Raw genomic sequence first — 25,107 nt, forward strand, 5'->3', positions numbered from 1 at the left:
AGAGTCTCCAGGGCGGAACAGAGGGGGCGATTGTAGCGCATGGCTCAGGCGCTGCGGTTGCCGAAGGCGGTCAGGGCCCGCTCGATGCATTGCGCGGTTTTGCCGAAGGCTTGCACGCTGACGTCCGCCAACGGCTTGCCGCCCTGGTCGGCGACCAGCAGCATCACCACCCGGCCATTGCTTGACAGCGAGCGCAGCAGCACGTGTTCACTGCGAAACAGGGCGCGCAGGCTGGGCGGCAGCAGGGCCGAGAACTGCGCGTGGTTTTCCGGGGTCAGGCGCAGTTGCGCCGCTTTGCTCAGCAACCGTTGCAACAGTTTGCTTTGTTCAATCGGCAGCACCAGGCTGGCGGCATCCGCCGGCAGGCCGGCAATCTGATGGACGCGCAGCTGGCTCAGGGTCTTGTCGGTCATCAGCAGCATCACCCGCTGCATGCCGCAGGCGACCAGCGCGTCGCGGGCCAACGTCGTCAGGTGGATAGCATTGCTGAACGGGCTGGGCTCGGCCAACAGCTCGCCGCAGAGCTTGCGCCAGGTACCCAGGGCCTGGGCCGATGGTGTCGGCGGGGCGATCTGGCCCTGATGCAGGCGTTGCTGGTGCCAGGGCCAGAGCAGCGCTTCGGCCGGGTGGAACAGGCCAGGGCAGGCGTGATGACGGGCGCTGATTGCCGCTTGTTGGTGCACCAGTTGCTGGACATCATCCAGCGGCGTTTGCAGGTAAAGGCTGGTGAGCAGTTGCCAGCGCTGCACATGGGCATTGGTCCAGCCAACCTGCGAGGCCAGGGCCAGGCCGTTGGCCAGCAGCACGGTATTGGCCGGCTGGTTGAACCAGCGGCGCAGGCTTGGTTGATCGTCCAGGCGCTGCTGCTGGTGCAGGCTGTCCTGGTCACGGGCGATGAGGATCGCCTGGGCCAGTAGCCGGCGCTCCTCCTGAAGTAAATGGTAACCGCGCGTTACCCAGTCCGGCAGGCGCCAGTGTTCGGCCAGGGCCTTGCACAGGCTCATGACCCGCACGCCGAACAGCTCTTGTTCCACCCGCAGTGCCGATTCGCCTTTGTGCACCACACGCAGCTCCCACTCATCGAGAAGCTTGGGGTGAGTCAGCGCCAGGGGCCACAGCGGTGACAGAAACAGCAGGCTGCCCCAATGGATTTCCTGCCACAGCCGCGCCAGGCGGCTGGCGAACAGGCCGTTGGCCTGCTGGCTGGCGTGCTGGCTGACCAGCTGCAGCTGACGCAGGGTCGGGGCAATTTCGGCTTCGGGCAGCGCCGGCAGGCGCTCCAGCAGTTCTGCGGTACGCGCCAGCCCCAGGCGGTTGAGGGCGATCTCCAGGCTCTCGGCCGGTTCGCCCAGGCCGGTATTGCTGTGGTGGTTGGCCTCGCGCATGACGCTGAGCACCAGCGCCGGGCTGTCCTGCATCAGTTCGGCGATGTCGCGCAACGAGCGGCGGCTGTCGCCAATGGCGGCTTTGACCCGTTCGTAGCTGGCCAGCGGAACCGGCAGGCGCACGCTATCGAGGAGCTTGACCCAGGCATCGAGTGTTTTTGGTGTTTGACTTGGCACGATGGTTTCAATAGGCATGCTGGAGGTAGGCCGAACTGGCTTTTCGCCTTGACTGACTATAGTCTGGCGCAGTTCTGCCGATAAGTAGAAGAAGAGTTTTTTTAACTTCCGCTCACGACCCTGACCACGACAGTAAGTGCTTTCTATCTATGGCTAAAATTATCGGCATCATCGTCGTATTCGCGAGTGTGCTCGGCGGATATGTACTTTCCCACGGCAAGATTGCGGCCCTGATCCAGCCTTTCGAAGTGCTGATCATCGGTGGTGCTGCTTTCGGTGCGTTCCTCCAGGCCAACCCTGGTTACATGACCATGCATGTAATCAAGAAGTCGCTGAAGATGTTCGGCACGCGCTTTACCCACACCTTCTATATCGAGGTGCTGGGCCTGGTCTACGAGATTCTCAACAAATCCCGTCGCGAAGGCATGATGGCGATCGAAGCCGATATCGAAGACGCCGCTGCCAGCCCGATTTTCGCCAAGTACCCGGCGGTACTGGGTGATGAACGCATGACTGCGTTCATCTGTGACTACCTGCGCATCATGTCCACTGGCAACATGGCCCCGCACGAGCTTGAGGGCCTGTTCGACATGGAACTGCTGAGCATGAAGGAAGAGCTCGAGCACCCGTCCCATGCCGTGACCGGCATCGCCGACGGCATGCCCGGCTTCGGTATCGTTGCCGCGGTACTGGGTATCGTAGTGACCATGGCCTCGCTGGGCGATGGCGACCAGAAGTCGATCGGCCTGCACGTCGGCGCGGCGTTGGTCGGTACCTTCTTCGGTATTCTCGCCGCCTACGGCTTCTTCGGCCCGCTGGCTACTTCCCTGCGCCATGACGCCAAGGAAGAGCTGAACGTCTACGAGGCGATCAAGGCCTCGCTGGTGGCTTCGGCCTCGGGCATGCCGCCATCGCTGGCCGTGGAATTCGGGCGCAAGGTGCTGTTCCCGGCCCACCGCCCGAGCTTCGCCGAGCTGGAACAAGCAGTTCGCGGTCGCTAAGCCATGGAGAACAATCAGCCCATTATCGTCAAGCGCATCAAGCGCTTTGGCGACGGCCACCACGGTGGCGCCTGGAAGATTGCCTTCGCCGACTTCGCTACGGCGATGATGGCGTTCTTCCTGGTGCTGTGGCTGCTGTCGACGGCCACACCGGAGCAGAAGATCGCCATTGCCGGCTACTTCAAGGACCCGATCGGCTTTTCCGAAAGCGGCACGCCGTACATCATCGACCTGGGCGGTTCGCCCCAGCTCGCCCCGGAAAAAACCATCAACCCGGAAGAAAAGTCCGAGCCAACGCCTGAGTCCAGCATCCCGATCGACCAGAATACGGTCGAGAACATGGCCGAGCAGGTTGAGCGCGAGCGCCTCGAGTTGCTCCTGCAGGAGCTGCAGAACAAGGTTGAAGAGAACCCGCAACTGCAGAAGTTCAAGGACCAGATCCTCTTTGAGATCACCCAGGACGGGCTGCGCATCCAGATCATGGATGCCGAGAACCGGCCAATGTTCGACCTTGGCAGCGCGCGCCTGCAGCCGTACTTCGAGGACATCCTGCTGGCCATGGCCGACACCATCAAGGCGGTGCCGAACAAGATCAGCATCAGTGGCCATACCGATGCCAAGCCATACGCCGGCACCGGCGACTTCGGCAACTGGGAACTGTCGGCCAACCGCGCCAATGCCGCACGCCGCGCGCTGGTCGCCGGTGGCTACCCGGATACCCAGGTGGCGCGGGTGGTCGGCTATGCCTCGTCGTCGCTGTTCGACCGGCAAAACCCGCTCAACCCGGTCAACCGTCGGATCGACATCATCGTCCTGACCAAGAAGGCCCAGCGCACCATCGAAGGCGAGCAGACCCAGCCTGCCGCCCCCGAAGCCGGCCAGCCAGGCGCCCCGACTCCGGCTCCAGGGGCGACCCCGGAGCCAGCCCCGGCGGCCGAGCCCGAGCCGATGCAGCCACGGGAGTTGCGCCAGAAGCTGAACATCTTCGAAGACGGTGTGTTGAAGATGGACGAAAACAAGCAGTAAGCCTGCTGGCTGAAAAAAAACGCCCGTGCGCAGCGATGCCCACGGGCGTTTTGCTTGGCGCTACAGGCTAAAAGCCGCGGCGGATCTTGGCCTTGAGGTCGGCATGGAAGAAGTCGGCGTTGGAGCGGTTGGTGGCATTGGCCTCGCAGGCTTCGCTGTCGATCGAGCGCTTGAAGGTTTGCTCGTCATGGTAGGCGCGCACGTAGAGGTCGATGTGTTCGCGGTTGGTCATGGTTGGCCACTTCTCCAGATACCCCGGCAGCGTGGCCTCGCCGCACTGGTAAAAGGCTACCCGGCGATTGACCAGGGTGGCGGCGCCAAGCTGGAAGGGCACCCACCAGGCCTCGGCGGTTTCCGGTGCGAGCACGGCAATCAGGTGGGTGCACTGGCTGATATTGCGGCGGATGATTCCGCTGATGTCGTCGGTGGTCTGCTGGGCCTCGCTGTCGAACAGGTCCAGCTGGGTATTGATGCCTTCAAGCTTGAGCCGCTCATTGATGATGAAGGCGTCCAGGCGTTCGCTGTGGCGATAGCTGATAAAGACTGGCATCAGAAGTGCCCTCCCACGCAGGAGGGAGTGGCATTGATGCGCAATAGCTGAATTGTCATGGTTGATTCCTTTCATACGCAGGGCATGGGGTCGATTCGCTTCATGGCGGCGAATCTTGAAAGGTGACAATCAGCGAAAGTCTTTCGCACAGCAAGGTACGACCAGCAAAGCAGATGCTTCCTGCTTTGCTGGGTAATAAATCCTACGGATTAGTCCTACTTTGAACCGTTTGAGGCCCGTTTCCGGGCCTCAGATGTTTCAGTAAGTGTCTTGCGGCAGGCTGGCGATGATCGAGCGGTAGCTGTTCATCCGTTGCTGCTGCACGCGGCCGTCTTCGAGGGCCTTGAGCAGCGCACAACCCGGCTCGCGGTCGTGCTTGCAGTCGCGAAAGCGGCAGGTGCCGAGCAGGTCGGTGAACTCGATAAAGCCGGCTTCGACATCGGCGCGGCTGACGTGGCCCAGTCCAAATTCACGGATGCCCGGGGAGTCGATAAGCTCGCCACCACCGGGGAAGTGGTAAAGACGGGCGGTGGTGGTGGTGTGGGTGCCCTGGCCGGACCATTCCGACAGATCGCCGACGCGGGTCTGAACCTCGGGCAGCAGGCTGTTGACCAGCGACGACTTGCCAACCCCGGACTGACCGACAAACACGCTGATATGGCCGTCGAGCTGGGCCTGCAGTTGCTCCATGCCGTTGCCGTGGTGCGCCGACACTTCCAGCAACGGGTAGCCAAGCTGGCGGTAAACTGCCAGCAATGCATTGAGCGCCGGAGCGTTCTGCTCGTCGATCAGGTCGGCCTTGTTCAGCAGCAGCAAGGGGCGGATGCCGGCATGCTCGGCCGCGACCAGGTAGCGGTCGATCAGGTTGGCATGGGGTTCCGGCGCCGGGGCGAAGACGATCACGATCAGGTCGACGTTGGCCGCTACCGGTTTGAGCTGGCCACGGCTGTCCGGGCGGCACAGCTCGGTATGGCGCGGCATCTGCGCGACAATCACGCCAATGCCCTGGTTGCCGGCGCGCCAGACTACCTTGTCGCCGGTGACCAGCGCCGGCAGGTTGGCCCGCAGGTGGCAACGGAACACCTGGCCGGCAACGTCGCCGTCCTGGGCTTCGACTTCGACCTGCACGCCAAAGTGAGCGATGACCAGGCCCATTTGCTCCGGGCCGAGGTCACCGCCTTCGAGCTCCTTCAGGGTCTGTTGTTCGCGTTTGGCGGCGCGGGCAGCGCGTTCACCCTGGATTTTTTCGATGCGCCAGTTCTGGCGTCGATTGAGCTGGCGTTTGGCCATGAAGGTTCCGTGTTCGGGAGGCAATATTTAACCGCGGGGAGTTTAGCACGCTCCACTAGGCTAAACTGCGCACCTACCGAGGAGCAGAATCATGCAGAACCCACAGAACCTGATCTGGATCGACCTGGAAATGACCGGTCTGGATCCGGATCAAGACGTCATTATCGAAATGGCCACCATCGTCACCGACAGCGACCTCAATACCCTGGCCGAAGGCCCGGTGATCGCCATTCACCACAGTGACGAGGTGCTGGCGCGCATGGACGAGTGGAACACCCGCACCCACGGCGCCTCCGGCCTGACCCAGCGGGTCAAGGACAGCCGCGTCAGCATGGCCGAAGCCGAGGCGCAGACCATCGCCTTCCTGGAACAGTGGGTGCCAAAGGGCAAGTCGCCGATCTGCGGCAACAGCATCTGCCAGGACCGCCGCTTCCTCTATCGCCACATGCGCAGCCTGGAAAACTACTTCCACTACCGCAACCTCGACGTCTCGACCCTCAAGGAGCTGGCAGCACGCTGGGCCCCTGAAGTGCGTGACAGCTTCAAGAAAGGCGGCACCCACCTGGCGCTGGACGATATCCGCGAGTCGATCAACGAACTGCGCCACTATCGCCAGCACTTCATCAAGTTCTGATCGCAACGCCGCCGGCTTGTACAGACAATCCGCGCGGCGCCCCCTTTTGGTGCCTGTGGCAACTGGTTAGACTGCGCGCCCCTTTGCACGGATCTGCGCCATGTTGTTGATGCTCTACCTCATTGCTATCACTGCCGAAGCCATGACTGGCGCGCTGTCTGCCGGGCGCCGCGGCATGGACTGGTTCGGCGTGGTGCTGATCGCCTGCATCACCGCCCTGGGCGGTGGTTCGGTGCGCGACGTGCTGCTGGGGCATTACCCGCTGACCTGGGTCAAGCACCCGGAATACTTGGTGCTGACCAGTTTCGCAGCGCTGATGACGATCTTTATCGCGCCGTTGATGCGTCACTTGCGCTCGCTATTCCTGGTGCTCGATGCCCTGGGGCTGGTGGCCTTTACCCTGATTGGCTGCATGACCGCGCTGGAAATGGGCCAGGGCATGCTGGTGGCGTCGATCAGCGGGGTAATCACCGGGGTGTTCGGCGGGATCCTCCGGGATATCTTCTGTAACGATATTCCGCTGATCTTCCGTCGGGAGCTGTATGCCAGTGTGTCGTTCGCCGCGGCCTGGTTTTACCTGGGCTGCGTGTACTTCAATGTGCCAGGCGAGCAGGCGATTCTGCTGACCCTGTTCGGCGGCTTCCTGCTACGCCTGCTGGCGATTCGCTTCCACTGGGAAATGCCCAAGTTTCATTACAACGACGAGCATTGAAGGCTTAAGCGGCAAGTGGCAAGCCACAAGCTGCAAGTTGAGGCGATCAGCTTGAAGCTTGTGGCTTGGTGCTCGCCGCTGTTTTCATGGCATGTTGCCCCAGTGCCCACTGCACATGCTCACGCACCAGCTCCGACGGAAAATCCTGCCGCGCCTTGAGCGCCTCCAGTACCTGGATGGTCGACGGCGCATTGCCAAGCCCCACCGCCAGGTTGCGCAACCAGCGCTCATAGCCGGCACGGCGCAGCGGCGAGCCTTCAGTGCTGTCGAGGAAGGTCTGTTCATCCCACATGAACAGCTCGGCAAGCCCGGCGCTGTCGAGGTTGTGCCGGGGCTTGAAGTCGTTTTCACCGCTCGGTCGGGCGAAGCGGTTCCATGGGCAGACGATCTGGCAGTCATCGCAGCCAAATACCCGATTGCCGATCAACGGTCGCAGATCTTCCGGGATCGCGCTTTTCAGTTCGATGGTCAGGTACGAGATACAGCGCCGGGCATCCAGCACATAGGGGCCGACAAAGGCCTGGGTCGGGCAGATGTCCAGGCAGGCGCTGCAGCGGCCGCAGTGTTCGCTGGCCTGCGGCGGGTCGACCGGCAGCGGCATGTCGACAAACAGCTCGGCAAGAAAGAAGTAACTGCCGGCCTTGCGGTTGAGCAGCAGGGTGTTCTTGCCGATCCAGCCCAGGCCAGCCTGCTCGGCAATGGCCTTTTCCAGCACCGGGGCGCTGTCGACAAAGGCCCGGAAGCCGAACGGGCCGATATCCTTCTGGATGCGCTCGGCCAGGTGCTGCACGCGTTTGCGCACCAGCTTGTGGTAGTCGCGACCCAGGGCGTAGCGGGAGATGTAGGCTTTTTCTGGATGCGCCAGCTGCTGGGCCATGCGCGTGTCGCCCGGCAGGTAGTCCATGCGCAGCGACACCACGCGCAAGGTGCCGGGCACCAGCTCATCGGGGTGCGAGCGCTTGCTGCCGTGGGCGCCCATGTAATCCATTTCGCCGTGGTAGCCCGCCTCGAGCCAGCGTTCCAGATGTTTTTCATGCTCGCCCAGGTCCACCCCGGTGATGCCGACATGGGCAAAACCGAGCTCTCGGCCCCAATCCTTGATCGATTGGGCCAGCGCAGGTAGATCGGGGGCAGAAGCAGACATGGGAATAAGGCAATACGGACTCAGGTGCGTATAATTCTGCCAGACATCAGAGCCTTTGACCCATGCCTCAGACCAAACACCCCGCAAACGAGCCCCATCGGCTCACCAGCGTCACCCTTGCGCCCCTGGCGCCACGTCCTGCTGACGCCCATAAGGGCGACTTCGGCCATGTGCTGGTGGTCGGTGGTGATCGCGGCACTGGCGGCGCGGTGCTGCTCAGCGCCGAAGCGGCGTTGCGCTGCGGCGCCGGCCTGGTATCGCTGGTCAGCCGGCCTGAGCATGTGCCTGCGGCCATGGCCCGCCTGCCCGAGGTGATGAGCCTGGGCGTGCATTCGGCCAACCAGCTGATGGCGCCGATCGAGCGGGCCTCGGTGCTGGTGGCAGGTCCAGGCCTGGGCCAGGCGGCCTGGGGGCGCAGCCTGTTGTCGGCGGTGGCCAGCAGCCCACTGCCTCAAGTGTGGGACGCCGATGCCCTCAACCTGCTGGCGCGCCAACCCTTGCCCTTTCCCAAGGCCAGCATCATTACCCCGCACCCGGGCGAGGCGGCGCGCCTGCTTGGGGTATCGACCGAGGCGGTACAGGCCGACCGGCCCGGGGCGGCGCGCAAACTCGCACGCAAATACGCGGTCGTATGCGTGCTCAAAGGCGCCGGCACCCTGGTCGCCGATCCGGCCGGGCAGTTGGCGCTGTGCTCGCGTGGTCATCCGGCCATGGCCGGCGCCGGTCTGGGCGATGTGCTCAGCGGCGTGCTCGGCGCTTTGCTGGCCCAGGGCATGTCGGCCTGGGACGCGGCCTGTCTGGGCGTCTGGCTGCATGCCTGCGCCGGCGAGCGCCTAGGCGCGCAGGGCCGTGGCCTGGCCGCCAGCGACATGGTCCCGGCAATTCGTCAGTTATTGGAGGAACATTCAGCGTGTCTGGCATAACCCTGTTTTTGGCCGATGAAGAGGCCATGGTGAATTTGGGCAAGCGTATTGCCGAAGTGACCAAAGGCCACGGTGTGATTTTTCTTGAAGGGGACCTGGGGGCCGGCAAGACCACCCTGTCGCGGGGCATTATTCGCGGCCTCGGCCACCAAGGTGCGGTAAAGAGTCCTACCTTTACTGTGGTTGAGCCTTACGAGATTGACGACATTCGTGCCTTCCACTTCGACCTCTATCGTCTGGTCGATCCGGAGGAGCTTGAATTCATGGGCATCCGCGATTATTTCGAAGGTGACGCCTTGTGCCTGTTCGAGTGGCCGCAAAAAGGGGCAGGCATTTTGCCAAAGCCCGACCTGACCATTACCATAAGCCCCCAGGCGGGCGGTCGTTCGCTCAACCTGTCGCCGCAGGGGGCACGTGGCGAAGCCTGGTGTGCCGCTCTGGCCTTGGAATTCAAATAGAAAATGGGGATAGGTATGCGCATTCGCGCACTGGTTTCTGTCGTAGGACTGCTGCTTACGGTAGTGACCGTTAACGCTCTGGCCGTCACGCAAGTCAAAAGTGTGCGTTTATGGCGAGCGCCCGATAACACACGGCTGGTCTTCGACCTCTCGGGCCCTGTGCAGCACAGCGTGTTTACCTTGACCGCCCCGGACCGCCTGGTGATCGACATCAATGGCGCGACCCTGGCTGCGCCGTTGTCGGTGTCCACCTCCAATACCCCGATTACCAGCGTGCGCTCGGCCCAGCGTACGCCGACCGACCTGCGCGTGGTGGTCGACCTGAAAAAGTCGGTGACGCCCAAGAGCTTCACCCTGGCGCCCAATGCCCAGTACGGTAACCGCCTGGTAGTCGACTTGTTCGACCAGGAAGCCGATGCCGCGCCGCCACCGCCCACACCGCCGGTGGCAACCACCCCTGCGGTACCGGTCACGCCGGCGCAACCGGCGATCAAGCTGACCCCGGTGCCCAATGGCAAACGTGACATCGTCATCGCCATCGACGCCGGTCACGGCGGTGAAGACCCGGGTGCCTCCGGTTCGCGGGGCCAGCATGAAAAAGACATCGTCCTGGCCATCGCCAAGGAGCTGCAGCGCCAGATCAACACCGAGAAGGGCTTTCGCGCCGAGCTGACCCGTACCGGCGATTACTTCATCCCGCTGCGCAAACGCACCGAGATTGCCCGCAAGAAGGGCGCTGACCTGTTCATCTCGATCCACGCCGACGCCGCACCGTCCAAGGCCGCCTTCGGTGCCTCGGTGTTTGCCCTGTCCGATCGCGGCGCTACCTCGGAAACCGCGCGCTGGCTGGCCGATAGCGAAAACCGCTCCGACCTGATCGGTGGCGCCGGCAACGTCAGCCTCGATGACAAGGACCGCATGCTTGCCGGGGTGTTGCTTGATCTGTCGATGACCGCTTCGTTGAGCTCCAGCCTCAACGTCGGCCAGAAGGTTTTGGGCAACATGGGCCGCATCACGCCGCTGCACAAGCAGCGCGTCGAGCAGGCCGGGTTCATGGTGCTGAAATCGCCGGACATCCCGTCGATCCTGGTGGAAACCGGCTTTATCTCCAACGCCAACGAGGCGGCCAAGCTGGCCACCCCAAGCCACCAGCAGTCGCTGGCGCGTTCGATTCACAGTGGCGTACGCCAGTTCTTCCAGCAGAACCCGCCGCCGGGCACCTACGTGGCCTGGCTGCGTGACAGCGGCAAGATCGCCCAGGGCCCGCGCGAGCATTCGGTGCGCCCGGGCGAGACCCTGGCGATGATCGCCGTGCGTTATCAGGTCAGCGTCGCCAGCCTGCGCAGTGCCAACAGCCTGAAGACCGATGAACTGAAAGTCGGCCAGCACCTGAACATCCCGACCACGGCACTGGCGGCCCAGCAATGAGCAGCAGTGCCCGGATCGAGCTGCTCAGCCCGCGGCTGGCTAACCAGATTGCCGCCGGTGAGGTGGTCGAACGCCCGGCCTCGGTGATCAAGGAACTGCTGGAAAACAGCCTCGATTCCGGTGCCAAGCGCATCGACGTCGAAGTCGAGCAGGGCGGCGTCAAGCTGCTGCGCGTTCGCGACGACGGTGGTGGTATCGCGGCCGACGACTTGCCGCTGGCCCTAGCCCGTCACGCCACCAGCAAGATCCGCGACCTGGAAGACCTCGAACGGGTCATGAGCCTGGGCTTTCGCGGTGAGGCCCTGGCCTCGATCAGCTCGGTCGCCCGCCTGACCCTGACTTCGCGTACCCGCGACGCCGAACAGGCCTGGCAGGTGGAAACCGAAGGCCGCGACATGGCCCCGCGGGTGCAGCCGGCGGCGCATCCGGTCGGTACCTCGGTGGAAGTGCGTGACCTGTTCTTCAATACCCCGGCACGGCGCAAGTTCCTCAAGACCGAGAAAACCGAATTCGATCACCTGCAGGAAGTGATCCGCCGCCTGGCGCTGGCGCGTTTCGATGTGGGTTTTCACCTGCGCCACAACGGCAAGAGCATCCTCAGCCTGCATGAAGCCCATGACGATACCGCGCGCGCTCGCCGTGTCGCGGCGATCTGCGGCCCGGGTTTTCTCGAGCAGGCACTGCCGATCGAGGTCGAGCGCAACGGCCTGCACCTGTGGGGCTGGGTCGGGTTGCCGACCTTCTCGCGCAGCCAGGCTGATCTGCAGTACTTCTTCGTCAACGGCCGCGCGGTGCGCGACAAGCTGGTCGCCCACGCCGTGCGCCAGGCCTACCGTGATGTGCTGTTCAACGGCCGGCACCCGACTTTCGTGCTGTTTTTCGAGGTCGACCCTACCGGTGTCGACGTCAACGTGCACCCGACCAAGCACGAAGTACGCTTTCGTGACGGGCGCATGGTCCATGACTTTCTGTACGGCACCCTGCACCGCGCCCTGGCCGATGTACGCCCGGAAGACCAACTGGCCGCGCCCGCTGCCAGCAGCGAGATCGTCCGCCCCAGTGGTATCCAGGCCGGTGAATTCGGCCCCCAGGGCGAGATGCGCCTGGCCGCCAATCTGCTGGAGCAGTCGCCCGCTGAACCGGGCCTGCGCCCGTCCGTGGGCAGCAATGGCAGTGGCGCCGGTTATCAATACCAGTACACGCCAAGGCCGACCCAGGCATTGCCTGCGGCCGAGGCCCAGGGTGTGTACCGGGAATTTTTCGCGCCGCTGGCCGAGGCAGCACCGCCAGCCTTGCCCGAAGGCCAGGGCGACATCCCGCCGCTGGGCTATGCCCTGGCCCAGCTCAAGGGCATCTATATCCTGGCTGAAAACGCCGTCGGCCTGGTGCTGGTGGACATGCATGCCGCCCATGAGCGGATCATGTACGAGCGCCTCAAGGTGGCCATGGCCAGCGAAGGCCTCAGCGGCCAGCCGCTGCTGGTGCCCGAATCCCTGGCCTTGAGCCAGCGCGAAGCCGATTGCGCCGAAGAGCACGCCGAGTGGTTCCAGCGCCTGGGCTTCGAGTTGCAGCGCCTGGGCCCGGAAAGCCTGGCGATACGGCAGATTCCGGCGCTGCTCAAGCAGGCCGAGGCCAACCGCCTGGTCCAGGACGTACTGGCCGACCTGATGGAGTACGGCACTAGCGACCGCATTCAGGCGCACCTGAACGAACTGCTCGGGACCATGGCCTGCCACGGCGCCATCCGCGCCAACCGGCGCCTGGCCATCGCTGAAATGAACGGCCTGTTGCGCGATATGGAAAACACCGAGCGTAGCGGTCAATGTAACCATGGCCGGCCGACCTGGACCCAGATGGGCCTGGACGATCTGGACAAACTGTTTTTGCGCGGTCGATGACATGAGCGGCAAACCCCCCGCGATATTCCTGATGGGCCCGACTGCGGCGGGCAAGACCGACCTTGCCATCGAACTGACCAAGGTGTTGCCGTGCGAGCTGATCAGTGTCGATTCGGCGCTGGTCTACCGTGGCATGGACATCGGCAGCGCCAAGCCGTCGAAAGAGATCCTCGCCGCCCATCCGCACCGGCTGATCGACATCCTCGACCCGGCCGAAAGCTATTCGGCCGCCGATTTTCGTCGTGATGCCCTGGAGGCCATGGCCGAGATCACCGCGCGCGGCAAGATTCCGCTGCTGGTCGGCGGCACCATGCTTTATTACAAGGCATTGCTCGAAGGCCTGGCGGACATGCCGGCGGCTGACCCGCACGTGCGTGCCGAGCTCGAAGAGCAGGTTCAGCGCCTGGGTTTGCAAGCCCTGCACCAGCAACTGGCGGCGGTCGACCCGGAGTCGGCGGCGCGTATTCATCCCAATGACCCGCAGCGGCTGATCCGCGCGCTGGAGGTTTACCGGGTCAGCGGCCTGACGATGACCGAACATCGTCAGCGTCAATCCGCGCAAAGTAGCGCCGCAGGCGCGTCCGCAGCGGGACAATTGCCCTATACTGTCGCCAGCCTGGCCATTGCGCCAACCGATCGGCACATACTGCACGAGCGGATTGCGCTACGATTCGGGCAAATGCTGGAACAGGGCTTCGTTGACGAGGTCCGATTGCTGCGAGCCAGAAGTGACTTGCACGCGGGGCTGCCGTCTATACGGGCGGTTGGTTATCGCCAGGTCTGGGATCACCTTGATGGCAAGTTGACTTCAGTTGAAATGCAGGAGCGCGGCATTATTGCCACTCGCCAACTGGCGAAGCGGCAGTTCACCTGGTTGCGTAGTTGGGCTGACCTGCACTGGCTGGACAGCCTTGACTGCGACAATCTGTCTCGCACCTTGAAATACCTTGGATCGGTCTCCATATTGAGCTGAGTCCTTGCAATTGCCGTCTATCCTTGGGGTGGGGCGGCTTGAGCCATCAGTTTTTCTTTGATTTTTTTACTATTGATCCTTACAGGAGTGCGGCATATGTCAAAAGGGCATTCGCTACAAGACCCTTACTTGAATACTTTGAGAAAAGAAAAAGTTGGGGTTTCGATCTATCTGGTTAACGGCATCAAGCTGCAAGGCACGATCGAATCCTTCGACCAGTTCGTGATTCTGCTGAAGAACACCGTCAGCCAGATGGTTTACAAACACGCCATCTCGACAGTTGTCCCTGTGCGTCCGATCCGTCTGCCTAGCGCAACCGAATCCGAGCAAGGCGACGCTGAGCCAGGTAACGCCTGATAGGAGTCTGCTTTGTTCTTTGAGCGCCACGGTGGTGGTGAACGGGCAGTCCTCGTTCACTTGGAAGGTCAGAACCCTGAGGCGCGCGAAGATCCGCAGGAGTTTCAGGAGCTGGCACTGTCGGCTGGGGCCGATATTGTCGCGTTCGCCAATGTGGCGCGACATCAGCCCACCGCCAAATACCTGATTGGCAGCGGCAAGGTCGAAGAATTGCGCGACCTGGTCAACGCCGAACAGGTAGATTTGGTGATTTTCAATCACACCCTCACCCCCAGTCAGGAACGTAACCTCGAACGAGTCTTCGAGTGTCGCGTGCTTGACCGCACCGGTCTGATTCTCGATATCTTCGCCCAGCGGGCGCGTACCCATGAAGGCAAGCTGCAGGTCGAACTGGCCCAGCTCGAGCACATGAGCACGCGGCTGGTACGTGGCTGGACTCACCTTGAGCGGCAAAAAGGCGGTATCGGCCTGCGCGGCCCGGGTGAAACCCAACTGGAAACCGACCGCCGCCTGCTGCGGGTACGCCTGCGCCAGATCAAGGCGCGCCTGGAGAAGGTCCGCAGCCAGCGTGAGCAGGCTCGTCGTGGCCGTAAACGGGCGGATATCCCTTCGGTTTCCCTGGTCGGCTACACCAACGCCGGCAAATCCACGCTGTTCAACGCCCTGACCCAGTCCGAGGTCTACGCTGCCGACCAGTTGTTCGCGACCCTCGACCCGACCTTGCGCCGGCTCGAGCTCGACGACCTCGGGCCGATCGTGCTGGCCGACACCGTGGGCTTCATTCGTCACCTGCCGCACAAGCTGGTCGAGGCATTTCGGGCTACGCTCGAAGAGTCGAGCAACTCCGACCTGCTGCTGCACGTGATCGACGCCCATGAGCCTGAGCGCATGGCGCAGATCGAGCAGGTCATGGCGGTACTGGGAGAGATCGGTGCAGAAGGCTTGCCGATCCTCGAGGTCTATAACAAACTCGACCTGCTTGAAGGCGTCGAGCCGCAGATTCAGCGCGATGCCGATGGCAAGCCGCAACGGGTCTGGGTCTCGGCCCGCGATGGTCGGGGGCTGGAGCTGGTGGGGCAGGCGGTCGCCGAATTGCTGGGGGATGACCTGTTTGTCGGTACCTTGCGCCTTGAGCAGCGTTTTGCCCGGCTGCGCGCGCAGTTCTTTGAACTGGGTGCGGTGCAGAGCGAAGAGCACGACGATGAAGGCAGCAGCCTGCTGGCTGTGCGACTGCCGCGGGTGGAGTTGAACCGCCTGGTCAGCCGCGAAGGTTTGCAGCCGCTGGAGTTCATCGAGCAACATACTTTGCAATAAATGCCCGGCGACGCGGTCGGGCAGCCGTGACAGGCATTCTGTAGCATTGGACGGCGCGCCGTGGGCGCGTCTTTGCTTTATCAGATGGAGAGCGCTATGGCTTGGAATGAGCCGGGTGGCAACTCGAACAATCAGGATCCGTGGGGCGGGCGCCGTGGTGGCGACAAGAAAGGGCCACCGGATCTCGACGAGGCCTTCCGCAAGCTGCAGGACAGCCTGAACGGCATGTTCGGCAGTGGCAAGAAACGCGGTGGTGATGGCGGCATCGGCAAGGGCGGTGGCTTCGGCCTGCTCGGTATCGGTCTCGCCGTGCTTGCAGCTATCTGGCTGTACAGCGCCGTGTACGTGGTCGACGAACAGGAGCAGGCAGTCGTGCTGCGCTTCGGCAAATACTACGAAACCGTAGGGCCGGGCCTGAACATCTACTTCCCGCCGATCGATCGCAAGTACATGGAGAACGTTACCCGCGAACGTGCCTATACCAAGCAGGGGCAGATGCTGACCGAAGACGAGAACATCGTCGAGGTGCCGCTGACCGTGCAGTACAAGATCACCAACCTGCAGGATTTCGTGCTGAACGTCGATCAGCCTGAAGTCAGCCTGCAGCACGCGACCGACAGCGCCCTGCGTCATGTGGTGGGTTCCACCGCAATGGACAAGGTACTGACCGAAGGTCGTGAGCAGATGGCCGTGGAAATCAAGGAGCGCCTGCAGCGTTTCCTCGATACCTACCGTACCGGTATCACCGTCACCCAGGTCAACGTACAGAGCGCGGCAGCCCCGCGTGAAGTGCAGGAAGCCTTCGACGACGTGATCCGTGCCCGTGAAGACGAGCAGCGTGCCCGCAACCAGGCCGAGTCCTACGCCAATGGCGTGGTGCCAGAAGCCCGTGGTCAGGCCCAGCGGATCATCGAGGACGCCAACGGTTACCGCGACGAAGTCGTCTCGCGCGCCAAGGGTGAGGCCGACCGCTTCACCAAGCTGGTCGCCGAGTACCGCAAGGCCCCTGAAGTGACCCGTCAGCGCTTGTATCTGGACACCATGCAGGAAGTCTACAGCAACACCAGCAAGGTCCTGGTCTCCGGCAAGGACGGTCAGAGCAACCTGCTGTACCTGCCGCTCGACAAGATGATCCAGAACAGTGGTTCGCGTATTGCGCCGACCACCAGCGCTGCGCCTTCGGCCAACGCTGATGCGGCCCGTGCGGCGGAACTGCAACAGCAGCAAACACAGTTGCGTACTAGGGAGAGCCGCTGATGAGCAATAAATCGCTGATCGCCCTGATCGTGGCCGTGGTGCTGGGGATCGTGGCCTGGAACAGCTTCTACATCGTGGCCCAGACCGAGCGTGCGGTACTCCTGCAATTTGGTCGTGTGGTCCAGGCTGATGTCCAGCCCGGCCTGCATGTGAAGGTTCCTTACGTCAACCAGGTGCGCAAGTTCGACGCCCGCCTGATGACCCTGGACGCCCCGACCCAGCGCTTCCTGACCCTGGAAAAGAAAGCGGTGATGGTCGATGCCTACGCCAAGTGGCGGGTCAAGGATGCCGAGCGTTTCTACACTGCAACCTCGGGCCTCAAGCAGATTGCCGACGAACGTCTGTCGCGCCGTCTGGAAAGCGGCCTGCGTGACCAGTTCGGTAAACGCACCCTGCACGAAGTGGTCTCCGGTGAGCGTGACGCGCTGATGGCTGACATCACTGCCTCGCTGAATCGCATGGCCAGCAAGGAGCTGGGTATTGAAGTGGTCGACGTTCGCGTCAAGGCCATCGACCTGCCCAAGGAAGTCAACCGCAGCGTGTTCGAGCGCATGAGCACCGAGCGTGAGCGTGAAGCCCGCGAGCACCGTGCCAAGGGTAACGAGCTGGCTGAAGGCATTCGTGCCGACGCCGATCGTCAGCGCCGGGTTCTGCTGGCTGAAGCCTACCGGGAATCGGAAGAAACCCGCGGTGACGGTGATGCCCAGGCGGCGTCGATCTACGCCAAGGCCTACGGTCAGGACCAGGACTTCTACGCGTTCTATCGCAGCCTCAAGGCTTACCGCGAGAGCTTTGCCGACAAGAGCGATGTGCTGGTGCTCGATCCGAGCAGCGACTTCTTCCGCTTCATGGGCAAGTCCAAGCCATAAGCATCTACCCCGCCGGGCGGCTAAAACGCCTGGCGGGGTGATCCCGCGAGAAAACGGGTGTATGATGCGGTAGCCGGGAAATTCCCGGCTTTTTTGCGTCTGCAAGATCGAACGGTTCAAACCCGGTTCGGGTCTACAGAGCAGCCCAAGGTATTCGAGGGTATAGGCACGGCGGTAGCGCTGGAATCGGTGCTGCGCGCCATTGTTTGCCGATACCTGCTTCACTCAAGGCTCGCCCGCGGGCAAGCCGCCCGGACCATAGGGGAAATGGCGTAATGGCAACGGTAGACCGCTGGCTGCTGCCAGATGGCATCGAAGAAGTACTGCCACCTGAGGCGGCGCGCATCGAGATCGCGCGTCGGCAGGTGTTGGATCTGTTCCAGAGCTGGGGTTATGACTTTGTCGTGACCCCACATATCGAGTACCTGGAATCGCTGCTCACCGGTGCCGGCCAGGACCTGGACCTGCGGACCTTCAAGGTCATCGACCCGCAATCGGGCCGGCAGATGGGTTTCCGTGCCGACATCACTCCACAGGTTGCGCGCATCGATGCGCATACCCTGCGTCGTGAAGGCCCGAGCCGCCTGTGCTATGCCGGCAGCGTGCTGCACGCCTTGCCGCGGGCGCTGTCGACGTCGCGCAGCCCGATCCAGCTCGGTGCCGAGCTGTACGGCGACGCCAGCCCGGTCAGCGATGTCGAGGTGATCAGCCTGATGCTGGCCATGCTGCAACTGGCCGATGTGCCGGACGTGCACATGGACCTCGGTCATGTCGGTATCTACCGTGGCCTGGCCCGCGCCGCCGGTCTGTCCGGAGCAATCGAGCAGCAGTTGTTCGATGCCCTGCAGCGCAAGGCCGTCGACGAAGTGATCGAGCTGACTGCCAAGCTGCCAGCGGACCTCGCCGCTATGTTGCGCTCGCTCACCGAGCTGTGCGGTGGCCGTGAAGTGCTGGCCGAGGCGCGCGTGCGCCTGGGCCGTGCACCGGCTGCGGTACTGGCGGCACTGGATGACCTGATGGCGATCGCCGAGCGGCTGGCCACGCGTTATCCCGGGCTGCCGCTGTATTTTGACCTGGGCGAGTTGCGCGGCTACCACTACCACACCGGTGTGGTGTTTGCCGCGTTCGTCCCGGGTGTCGGTCAGTCGATCGCCCAGGGCGGTCGTTACGACGACATCGGAGCGGACTTTGGCCGGGCACGCCCGGCCACTGGTTTCTCCACGGATTTGAAGACCCTGGTCACACTGGGGCGAGCCGAGGTGGTATTGCCGTCTGGCGGGATCTGGATGCCCGACAGCAGCGATGCGGCACTCTGGCAGTTGGTCTGCCAATTGCGCAGTGAAGGTCAGCGGGTGGTTCAGGCCTTGCCTGGGCAGCCATTGACTGCCGCCGTAGAGGCGGATTGCGATCGGCAATTGATTCAGCAAAACGGGCTTTGGCAGGTTCTGCCGCTGGCCATTTGAGATTCCCCGCCGGCACGAGCCGGCGCCAAGTTTGCGCGAATGAGGACAAGTGTTATGGGTAAGAATGTCGTAGTCCTGGGCACCCAGTGGGGTGATGAGGGCAAAGGCAAGATCGTTGATCTGCTGACCGAACATGCTGCCGCCGTAGTGCGCTACCAGGGTGGCCACAACGCAGGCCACACCCTGGTGATCGACGGTGAGAAGACCGTGCTGCACCTGATCCCGTCGGGCGTGCTGCGCGAAGGCGTGCAGTGCCTGATCGGCAACGGCGTGGTGGTAGCACCGGACGCCCTGCTGCGTGAAATCAACAAGCTCGAAGAGAAAGGCGTACCGGTGCGCGAGCGCCTGCGCATCAGCCCTTCCTGCCCGCTGATCCTGTCCTACCACGTGGCCCTCGACCAGGCTCGTGAGAAAGCCCGTGGCGAGCAGAAGATTGGCACCACCGGTCGCGGCATCGGCCCGGCCTACGAAGACAAGGTTGCCCGTCGCGGCCTGCGCATCGGTGACCTGTTCCACCGCGAGCGTTTCGCTGCCAAGCTCGGCGAGCTGCTGGACTACCACAACTTCGTGCTGGTCAATTACTACAAAGAACCTGCAATCGATTTCCAGAAGACCCTGGACGAGTGCATGGAATACGCCGAGCTGCTCAAGCCGATGATGCTCGACGTCACCGCCGAGCTGCACAACCTGCGTCGCGCTGGCAAGGACATCATGTTCGAAGGCGCCCAGGGCTCGCTGCTGGACATCGACCACGGTACCTACCCGTTCGTGACCAGTTCCAACACCACCGCTGGCGGCATCGCTACCGGTTCGGGCGTTGGCCCTATGTACCTGGACTACATCCTCGGTATCACCAAGGCCTACACCACCCGCGTTGGCTCGGGCCCGTTCCCGACCGAACTGTTCGATGACGTCGGTGCCTTCCTGGCCAAGCGTGGTCACGAGTTCGGCGCCACCACCGGTCGCGCCCGCCGTTGCGGCTGGTTCGATGCCGTGATCCTGCGTCGCGCCATCGACGTCAACAGCATCTCCGGCCTGTGCCTGACCAAGCTGGACGTGCTCGACGGCCTGGAAACCATCCGTATCTGCGTTGGCTACAAGAACGAGAACGGTGCGGTCATCGATGCCCCGACCGACGCCGACAGCTACATCGGCCTGGAGCCGGTGTACGAAGAAATGCCGGGCTGGAGCGAGTCGACCCTGGGTGCCAAGACCCTGGAAGAACTGCCGGCCAACGCCCGTGCCTACATCAAGCGTGTGGAAGAGCTGGTCGGCGCGCCGATCGACATCATCTCCACCGGCCCGGACCGCAACGAGACCATCGTGCTGCGTCATCCGTTCGCCTGATTCGCGACTGATGTAAAGACAAAGGCCCCTTGATAGGGGCCTTTGTCGTTTCTGTCGGCTGATCGGCACAACCTTTGCTGTAAGAATCACTCCAGTGGTGCCATCACTTTAATGGCCCCAGAAGTAGAGGGTTCTTTCGTGTCCGCCGTTCTCTCACTGTTACGAAGCCGCCTGTTGCGGCCTGTCTTTGTTGCCCTCGGTATCGCTCTTTTGGTGCAAGTGCTGGTCGCGGTCGCGCTGACCCGGAGCACGGTCACAGCCCTTGAGGCCGATCTGGGCAAGCGTCTGGCCGCCGACAGCCAGCAACTTTCCGCCGAGCTTGAGCAGGCCGGGCGCGAAGTCAGCTCCGGGCTCGACAGCCTCTCCGCCAGTACCCGCCAGCGCCTGACCGCAGGTTTGTCCACGCGTTTGCAGGATGAGCAGGCGCAGTTGCGCGCGACCCTGGAAAAGAACCTCAAGGATTCGGCCAACGACATGGCCGAACTGCTCGCCTCGGTGGCGCCACGGGCCATGTGGGACAACGACGTGCCGACCCTGTCGGAGTTCTCCCGCCGGGCCCAGCGCAACCCTAGCGTGCTGTTCGTGGTATACGACGACGCCCAGGGTCAGCACTTGACCCGCTACCTCAACCGGCAGAACCCGATCAACCAGGCGCTGCTGGAAAAGGGCCAGGGCGAGCGGGCGCTGGACAAGGTACTGGACGCCGCGCGCAACGACCCTTCGGTGTACTTCGTCGAGGCCTCGATCAACCCTAACGGGGTCGAGATCGGCAAGGTATTGATGGGCGTTTCCACGGCCGTGGTCGACCACGAGCTGGTGGCGCTGGACAAGCGTTTCTCGGCGTTGATCGCCAGCGGTGATCAGTTGGTCGGCGACAGCCTGGTGGGTGCCGCCGCCGACAGCAACAAGGCTTTGCGCGCGCGCCTGGAGGCAGCGCAGGGCAGTGCTGCCGGTATGCAGGCCAACACCTCGCAAAGCGTTCAGGACGCGGCCGCGACCCTGCGCTGGAACATCGGCGTGGGGCTGGCCCTGGTCGGCCTGGGCGTGCTGCTGGTGGTCGCCGTGGTGCTGGGGCGGCGCGTGGTCAACAAGCTGCGCCTGCTGATTGCGGCACTGAACGACCTGGCGGCGGGTGAGGGTGATCTGACCAAGCGTGTTTCCATCGACAGTCGCGACGAGATCGGCGACATGGCGGCGGCGGTCAACCAGTTCGTCGCCAAGCTGCAGCCTATTGTGCGTGAGGCTGGCGAAGTGGCCCAGCGTACCGGCATCGAGATCGGCGCCATGACCCAGCGCAATGCCGGCGCCGATGCTGCTGCCGAGCTGCAGCGTGATGAAGTCGCCGCCAGCCTGCGCGACCTGTCGAGCATGGCCGATGAGGCCCAGGCCGAAAGCCAGGCGATGCAATCGGCCCTGCAGCAGGTGGTGGATATTCGCCAGGCCACTGACGAGAACAGCCGCACTTCCACCCAGGTGGCCAAGCTTATCGAAGACCTGGCCGGGCAGGTCGAGACCGGCTCCAAGGTCATCGAGCGCCTGGCCCAGCAAAGTGAGCAGATCGAGGTGGTGCTGACGGTAATTCACGGCATTGCCGAACAGACCAACCTGCTGGCGCTCAACGCTGCCATCGAAGCGGCGCGCGCCGGGGAAACCGGGCGCGGTTTTGCCGTGGTGGCCGATGAGGTGCGAGCACTGGCGAGCAAGACCCAAAGCTCGACCGGCGATATCCAGGCGCACATCGGCGCATTGCAGCAGGGCGCCAAAGAGGCAGTGGCGGCGATCAGCCAGGCCGGGCGCCAGGCTAGCGAAGGCCTGCTGGTACTGCGCGACAACGCGCGCTTGCAGCAAACGGTGCAGGCATCGGTTGAGCAGGTGCATGCGGCGATTGGCCTGGCTACCCGTGCGGCCGAGCAGCAGGCTCATGGCGCGCAGGCCGTGCGTGGTCGGGTGCAGACCATTCATGCCCAGGCCGAGCGGGCTGCCGAGGTGGTGCTGCAAACCACCGCCAGCAGCAAGGTGCTCGATGACCTGGCGGCGCAGCTCAAGGCCAGCCTGGGGCAGTTCCGCGCGTGAGAGTAATCGCGGGGCAAGTCGAGTCGTCGCACCGCCGCTCCCGCGGTGGGAGCGGCGGTGCGACGACTCGACTTGCCCCGCGATGCTTTTTAGATATCACGCGCGGTTCAGATACATCCGCGTGGTCAGCAGGTACACCGGCAGCCCCGACACCAGGATCAGCAACGCCGCATAGGGCGCTGCCGCCGCGAACTCGACGTTGGCGGTATGCGCCCACACTTCGGTGGCCAGGGTGGTCATGCCGGTCGGGCTGAGCAGCAGGGTTGCGGTCAGCTCCTTCATGGCGTCCAGGAACACCAGTGCGAACGCCGCCGCCAGGGCCGGGAAGATGATCGGCAGGGTCACCCGGCAAAACGCCGTGAACTGGGTTGCGCCCAAGGTGCGGGCGGCTTCTTCGAGCTGCGGCGCCGCCTTGTTCAGGGCTGTGCGCACCGGCGCCTGGGCCAGGGGCAGGAACAGCAGCGCGTAGGCCAGCAGCAGCAAGCCAGTGGTCTGGTACAGCGCCGGCACATAGTGCAGGGCGAAGTACACCAGGGTCAGGGCGATCACCAGGCCGGGCAGGGCGTGCAGCAGGTACGGCAGGCGTTCGGCCCAGATCGCCAGGCGGCCCTTGTAGCGCACCACCAGGAAACTCACCGGCAGTGCCAGCAGCAAGCTCAATCCGGCACCACCCAGCGATAGCGACAACGATGAGAACAGCGCGCGACTGATATCGGCCACCGGAAAGGCCGCCGACGAACCAACGCTCAGCCAGTAACCGAGCATGCCCAGTGGAATACCGCTGCCCAGCAGCGCCAGGACCAGGCAATACAGCTGCCCGACCGGCATCCACCCGCGCAGGCGAATCGGCGCACCGCGCCGCGCCACGCCCTGGCCGATGCGCACATGGCGGGCCTTGCCGCGCACGCGCAGCTCCAGCCAGAGCATCAGCAAGCACATGAACAACAGCACTGCCGAGAGCATCGCGGCGTTGGCGTTGCTGAACTCCAGCTCGAATTGCTGGTAGATCGCCGTGGTAAAGGTCTGCAGGCCGAGGATCGACAGGGCGCCGAACTCCACCAGCATGTGCAGGGCAATCAGCAGGCTGCCACCAATGATCGACGGCCACAGCAGTGGCAGGGTGATGCGCCAGAACACCCCCCAGCGCGTCTGCCCCAGGGTCCGTGCCGACTCTTCCAGTGAGGTATCGAGGTTGCGCAGGGTCGCTGCAACCGGCAGGAACACCAGTGGGTACTTGGACAGGCTCATCACCAGGATGGCACCGCCCAGGCCTTCGAAGCGCGGGCTCAGCGACACCCAGGTAAAGCCGCTGACAAAGGCTGGCACGGCAAACGGCAGGCACAGGATCACGCCCCACAGGCGCCGTCCGGGCAGGTCACTGCGCTCCAGCAACCAGGCCAGGGATACACCCAAGGCCATGCAGGCCAGGGTGACGCCGGCCATCAGCATCAGGGTGTTGCGCATCAGGCCCCAGACGAACGGGCGCCAGAGCAAGTGCAAGGCTTCGCGCCAGCCGGCTTCCCAGGTTTTCAGCGCTACGTACAGCAGCGGCAGCAGGCTCAGCCCGACCAGCAGCAGCACCGGCAGCACCACCCAGATCGACGGGCGCTTGCGCTTGGGAATATAACGGCTGGCCAGTGCGGCCGCGGGCAGGGCTGCGCTCATTACAGCAGGCCAACTTCGCGTTCGAGTTCCAGGGCTTCTTCAGCGTTACCCAGGTCGGCCGGGGTGATTTTTGGCGGACGCAGGTCTTCGAAGGGCTTCAGGCCCTGGTCCGAGACCATGCCTTTATGCAGCGGATACTCGGCGGTGGTCTGGGTGATTACCCGCTGGCCTTCTTCGCTGGCCATCCAGGCCAGCAGGGCCTGGGCTTCTTTCGGGTGCTTGCTGGCTTTTACCGCCGCGGCGCTGGAGATGGTCACCAGGCCACCGACGTCGCCGTCGGCCAGGTAATAAAGTTTCGAATCCAGCTGGCCGCGCTCTTTCTTCAGGGCGTACCAGTAGTAATTGTTGACCAGCACGGCCGCCACTTCGCCATTCTCCACGGCTTTGAGCGCAACCATGTTGTTGGTGTAGGTCTTGCCGAAGGCCTTGAGGCCGGTCAGCCATTCTTCGGCGGCCTCGCGACCGTGCAGCTTGAGGATGGCCACGGCCTGTTCCTGGAAGGCGCCGCTGGTCGGCACGAAACCGATCTTGCCGTCCCACTCGGGGTCGGCAAAGTCCATCACTGAAGGTGGCAGGTCTTTCTCGTCGATTACCTTGGGGTTGAAGGCGACCACGCGGGTGCGTGCGGTAACGCCCATCCAGGTACCGTTGGCGGCGACGTATTCCTTGGGCAGGACCTGCAGGGTCGAATCATCGATCTTGGCCAGCAGGCCCAGTTCGCCGAGGTTGTTCAGCGGTGGCGATTCTTCGGTGTAGATGACGTCGGCGGGGGAGCGATCACCTTCTTCGATGATCTGGCTGGCCAGCTGGTTGCTGCTGCCCTTGCGGATATTGATGTGGATGCCGGTCTTGGCCTCGTAGGCCTTGGCGATGGCTTCACCGATTTCCTTGTGCTGGCCGTTGTACAGGGTCAGCGACACCGGGTCGGCGGCCATGGCGGCTGGGGTGCCGAGCAGCATGGCGAAAACAGAGACGGCCAGGCCGCGCAACAGGGGGTTATTGCGGAACGTCATGCGGGTACTTCCTCGCTTGCGGCTACATATCTGGAAACAATGATAATCGATATCGCTTCTCAAATGCCCTTGTGAGGGAAAATTCATGAGCAGGCTATCGGTCGTTTCGGGATTGCAGGCGAGGAAAAGGGTAGGGCAGAAACGAAAAAA

22 protein-coding genes and 1 pseudogene are annotated in these 25,107 nt (G+C 63.3%); 17 read left to right on the top strand and 6 right to left on the bottom strand.

Annotation, left to right across the window (positions count from 1 at the left end; genetic code table 11):
• Window positions 1–44: 44 nt before the first annotated feature.
• Window positions 45–1,580, bottom strand: a complete 1,536-nt coding sequence (locus LOY37_RS02390; protein WP_258716239.1) for an HDOD domain-containing protein — start codon at window positions 1,578–1,580, stop codon at window positions 45–47.
• 131 nt (window positions 1,581–1,711) lie between these two features.
• Between LOY37_RS02390 and motA the strand changes: the two genes are divergently transcribed.
• Complete coding sequence (gene motA, locus LOY37_RS02395; RefSeq protein WP_038997459.1) at window positions 1,712–2,563, top strand: flagellar motor stator protein MotA; 852 nt, start codon at window positions 1,712–1,714, stop codon at window positions 2,561–2,563.
• A gap of 3 nt (window positions 2,564–2,566) precedes the next feature.
• Window positions 2,567–3,589 (top strand): flagellar motor protein MotB, encoded by a 1,023-nt coding sequence (gene motB, locus LOY37_RS02400; protein ID WP_258716240.1) that lies wholly within the window; start codon window positions 2,567–2,569, stop codon window positions 3,587–3,589.
• Between the two features lie 67 nt (window positions 3,590–3,656).
• On the opposite strand, the gene LOY37_RS02405 is transcribed toward motB, so the two are convergent.
• Window positions 3,657–4,139, bottom strand: coding sequence for a TIR domain-containing protein (locus LOY37_RS02405; protein WP_045193744.1), 483 nt, complete (start codon window positions 4,137–4,139; stop codon window positions 3,657–3,659).
• A 258-nt stretch (window positions 4,140–4,397) separates the two neighbouring features.
• Complete coding sequence (gene rsgA / locus LOY37_RS02410; protein WP_093376733.1) at window positions 4,398–5,429, bottom strand: small ribosomal subunit biogenesis GTPase RsgA; 1,032 nt, start codon at window positions 5,427–5,429, stop codon at window positions 4,398–4,400.
• Between the two features lie 91 nt (window positions 5,430–5,520).
• Between rsgA and orn the strand changes: the two genes are divergently transcribed.
• Both orn and LOY37_RS02420 read left to right on the top strand, forming a co-directional pair.
• On the top strand, window positions 5,521–6,063 hold the full coding sequence (orn, locus tag LOY37_RS02415; protein WP_045193742.1) for an oligoribonuclease: 543 nt from the start codon (window positions 5,521–5,523) through the stop codon (window positions 6,061–6,063).
• A 100-nt stretch (window positions 6,064–6,163) separates the two neighbouring features.
• Window positions 6,164–6,775 carry a trimeric intracellular cation channel family protein gene (locus tag LOY37_RS02420; RefSeq protein ID WP_038997454.1) on the top strand — a complete coding sequence of 204 codons (612 nt, stop codon included), beginning with the start codon at window positions 6,164–6,166 and terminating at the stop codon, window positions 6,773–6,775.
• A gap of 46 nt (window positions 6,776–6,821) precedes the next feature.
• On the opposite strand, the gene queG is transcribed toward LOY37_RS02420, so the two are convergent.
• Window positions 6,822–7,919, bottom strand: coding sequence for a tRNA epoxyqueuosine(34) reductase QueG (queG, locus tag LOY37_RS02425; RefSeq protein WP_093376728.1), 1,098 nt, complete (start codon window positions 7,917–7,919; stop codon window positions 6,822–6,824).
• A gap of 62 nt (window positions 7,920–7,981) precedes the next feature.
• On the opposite strand from queG, the gene LOY37_RS02430 reads away from it, so the two are divergent.
• The 13 genes and pseudogenes from LOY37_RS02430 (at window position 7,982) to LOY37_RS27465 (ending at window position 22,279) form a co-directional block, all read left to right on the top strand.
• Window positions 7,982–8,842 (top strand): NAD(P)H-hydrate dehydratase, encoded by an 861-nt coding sequence (locus LOY37_RS02430; RefSeq protein WP_258716241.1) that lies wholly within the window; start codon window positions 7,982–7,984, stop codon window positions 8,840–8,842.
• Window positions 8,830–9,300: a tRNA (adenosine(37)-N6)-threonylcarbamoyltransferase complex ATPase subunit type 1 TsaE gene (gene tsaE / locus LOY37_RS02435; protein ID WP_093376720.1), complete on the top strand. Its 471-nt coding sequence runs from the start codon at window positions 8,830–8,832 to the stop codon at window positions 9,298–9,300. The genes LOY37_RS02430 and tsaE overlap by 13 nt, the downstream gene beginning before the upstream one ends.
• A 3-nt stretch (window positions 9,301–9,303) precedes the next feature.
• A complete protein-coding gene (locus tag LOY37_RS02440) occupies window positions 9,304–10,728 on the top strand; it encodes an N-acetylmuramoyl-L-alanine amidase (RefSeq protein WP_213602626.1) in 1,425 nt (474 codons plus the stop codon).
• Window positions 10,725–12,626: a DNA mismatch repair endonuclease MutL gene (mutL, locus tag LOY37_RS02445; RefSeq protein WP_258716242.1), complete on the top strand. Its 1,902-nt coding sequence runs from the start codon at window positions 10,725–10,727 to the stop codon at window positions 12,624–12,626. Before LOY37_RS02440 ends, mutL begins: the two co-directional genes overlap by 4 nt.
• 1 nt (window position 12,627) lies before the next feature.
• Window positions 12,628–13,599, top strand: a complete 972-nt coding sequence (miaA, locus tag LOY37_RS02450) for a tRNA (adenosine(37)-N6)-dimethylallyltransferase MiaA (RefSeq protein WP_258716243.1) — start codon at window positions 12,628–12,630, stop codon at window positions 13,597–13,599.
• 96 nt (window positions 13,600–13,695) lie between these two features.
• Window positions 13,696–13,956 carry an RNA chaperone Hfq gene (hfq, locus tag LOY37_RS02455; protein ID WP_010221594.1) on the top strand — a complete coding sequence of 87 codons (261 nt, stop codon included), beginning with the start codon at window positions 13,696–13,698 and terminating at the stop codon, window positions 13,954–13,956.
• Between the two features lie 12 nt (window positions 13,957–13,968).
• Window positions 13,969–15,270 carry a ribosome rescue GTPase HflX gene (hflX, locus tag LOY37_RS02460; protein WP_010221595.1) on the top strand — a complete coding sequence of 434 codons (1,302 nt, stop codon included), beginning with the start codon at window positions 13,969–13,971 and terminating at the stop codon, window positions 15,268–15,270.
• 96 nt (window positions 15,271–15,366) lie between these two features.
• Window positions 15,367–16,527 (top strand): FtsH protease activity modulator HflK, encoded by a 1,161-nt coding sequence (gene hflK, locus LOY37_RS02465; protein ID WP_045193733.1) that lies wholly within the window; start codon window positions 15,367–15,369, stop codon window positions 16,525–16,527.
• Window positions 16,527–17,396 carry a protease modulator HflC gene (gene hflC, locus LOY37_RS02470; protein WP_045193732.1) on the top strand — a complete coding sequence of 290 codons (870 nt, stop codon included), beginning with the start codon at window positions 16,527–16,529 and terminating at the stop codon, window positions 17,394–17,396. The genes hflK and hflC overlap by 1 nt, the downstream gene beginning before the upstream one ends.
• A gap of 275 nt (window positions 17,397–17,671) precedes the next feature.
• On the top strand, window positions 17,672–18,859 hold the full coding sequence (locus LOY37_RS02475; protein ID WP_045193730.1) for an ATP phosphoribosyltransferase regulatory subunit: 1,188 nt from the start codon (window positions 17,672–17,674) through the stop codon (window positions 18,857–18,859).
• A gap of 54 nt (window positions 18,860–18,913) precedes the next feature.
• The gene (locus tag LOY37_RS02480) at window positions 18,914–20,206 is read left to right on the top strand and encodes an adenylosuccinate synthase (RefSeq protein ID WP_010221599.1); all 1,293 of its coding nucleotides are present in this window, start codon (window positions 18,914–18,916) and stop codon (window positions 20,204–20,206) included.
• Between the two features lie 954 nt (window positions 20,207–21,160).
• A pseudogene (locus LOY37_RS27460) lies at window positions 21,161–21,373 on the top strand (methyl-accepting chemotaxis protein); the annotation flags it as partial.
• 201 nt (window positions 21,374–21,574) lie between these two features.
• A complete protein-coding gene (locus LOY37_RS27465; protein WP_408980577.1) occupies window positions 21,575–22,279 on the top strand; it encodes a methyl-accepting chemotaxis protein in 705 nt (234 codons plus the stop codon).
• Window positions 22,280–22,375: 96 nt separating this feature from the next.
• On the opposite strand, the gene LOY37_RS02490 is transcribed toward LOY37_RS27465, so the two are convergent.
• Both LOY37_RS02490 and LOY37_RS02495 read right to left on the bottom strand, forming a co-directional pair.
• Window positions 22,376–23,944, bottom strand: coding sequence for an iron ABC transporter permease (locus LOY37_RS02490; protein WP_195885554.1), 1,569 nt, complete (start codon window positions 23,942–23,944; stop codon window positions 22,376–22,378).
• Window positions 23,944–24,957, bottom strand: coding sequence for an extracellular solute-binding protein (locus LOY37_RS02495; protein WP_045196863.1), 1,014 nt, complete (start codon window positions 24,955–24,957; stop codon window positions 23,944–23,946). Before LOY37_RS02495 ends, LOY37_RS02490 begins: the two co-directional genes overlap by 1 nt.
• Window positions 24,958–25,107: the final 150 nt, after the last annotated feature.

The sequence above is a fragment of the Pseudomonas sp. B21-012 genome (assembly GCF_024749305.1).
Lineage (GTDB): Bacteria > Pseudomonadota > Gammaproteobacteria > Pseudomonadales > Pseudomonadaceae > Aquipseudomonas.

Coding starts and splice junctions, on each gene's coding strand:
- LOY37_RS02390 (WP_258716239.1), bottom strand. CDS start 1,580: ATGCCTATTGAAACCATCGTGCCAAGTCAAACACCAAAAACACTCGAT.
- mutL (WP_258716242.1), top strand. CDS start 10,725: ATGAGCAGCAGTGCCCGGATCGAGCTGCTCAGCCCGCGGCTGGCTAAC.
- miaA (WP_258716243.1), top strand. CDS start 12,628: ATGAGCGGCAAACCCCCCGCGATATTCCTGATGGGCCCGACTGCGGCG.
- LOY37_RS02475 (WP_045193730.1), top strand. CDS start 17,672: ATGGCAACGGTAGACCGCTGGCTGCTGCCAGATGGCATCGAAGAAGTA.
- LOY37_RS02430 (WP_258716241.1), top strand. CDS start 7,982: ATGCCTCAGACCAAACACCCCGCAAACGAGCCCCATCGGCTCACCAGC.
- LOY37_RS02420 (WP_038997454.1), top strand. CDS start 6,164: ATGTTGTTGATGCTCTACCTCATTGCTATCACTGCCGAAGCCATGACT.
- orn (WP_045193742.1), top strand. CDS start 5,521: ATGCAGAACCCACAGAACCTGATCTGGATCGACCTGGAAATGACCGGT.
- motA (WP_038997459.1), top strand. CDS start 1,712: ATGGCTAAAATTATCGGCATCATCGTCGTATTCGCGAGTGTGCTCGGC.
- hflK (WP_045193733.1), top strand. CDS start 15,367: ATGGCTTGGAATGAGCCGGGTGGCAACTCGAACAATCAGGATCCGTGG.
- rsgA (WP_093376733.1), bottom strand. CDS start 5,429: ATGGCCAAACGCCAGCTCAATCGACGCCAGAACTGGCGCATCGAAAAA.
- LOY37_RS02490 (WP_195885554.1), bottom strand. CDS start 23,944: ATGAGCGCAGCCCTGCCCGCGGCCGCACTGGCCAGCCGTTATATTCCC.
- hflC (WP_045193732.1), top strand. CDS start 16,527: ATGAGCAATAAATCGCTGATCGCCCTGATCGTGGCCGTGGTGCTGGGG.
- LOY37_RS27465 (WP_408980577.1), top strand. CDS start 21,575: ATGGCCGATGAGGCCCAGGCCGAAAGCCAGGCGATGCAATCGGCCCTG.
- LOY37_RS02495 (WP_045196863.1), bottom strand. CDS start 24,957: ATGACGTTCCGCAATAACCCCCTGTTGCGCGGCCTGGCCGTCTCTGTT.
- motB (WP_258716240.1), top strand. CDS start 2,567: ATGGAGAACAATCAGCCCATTATCGTCAAGCGCATCAAGCGCTTTGGC.
- LOY37_RS02440 (WP_213602626.1), top strand. CDS start 9,304: ATGGGGATAGGTATGCGCATTCGCGCACTGGTTTCTGTCGTAGGACTG.
- LOY37_RS02480 (WP_010221599.1), top strand. CDS start 18,914: ATGGGTAAGAATGTCGTAGTCCTGGGCACCCAGTGGGGTGATGAGGGC.
- LOY37_RS02405 (WP_045193744.1), bottom strand. CDS start 4,139: ATGCCAGTCTTTATCAGCTATCGCCACAGCGAACGCCTGGACGCCTTC.
- queG (WP_093376728.1), bottom strand. CDS start 7,919: ATGTCTGCTTCTGCCCCCGATCTACCTGCGCTGGCCCAATCGATCAAG.
- hfq (WP_010221594.1), top strand. CDS start 13,696: ATGTCAAAAGGGCATTCGCTACAAGACCCTTACTTGAATACTTTGAGA.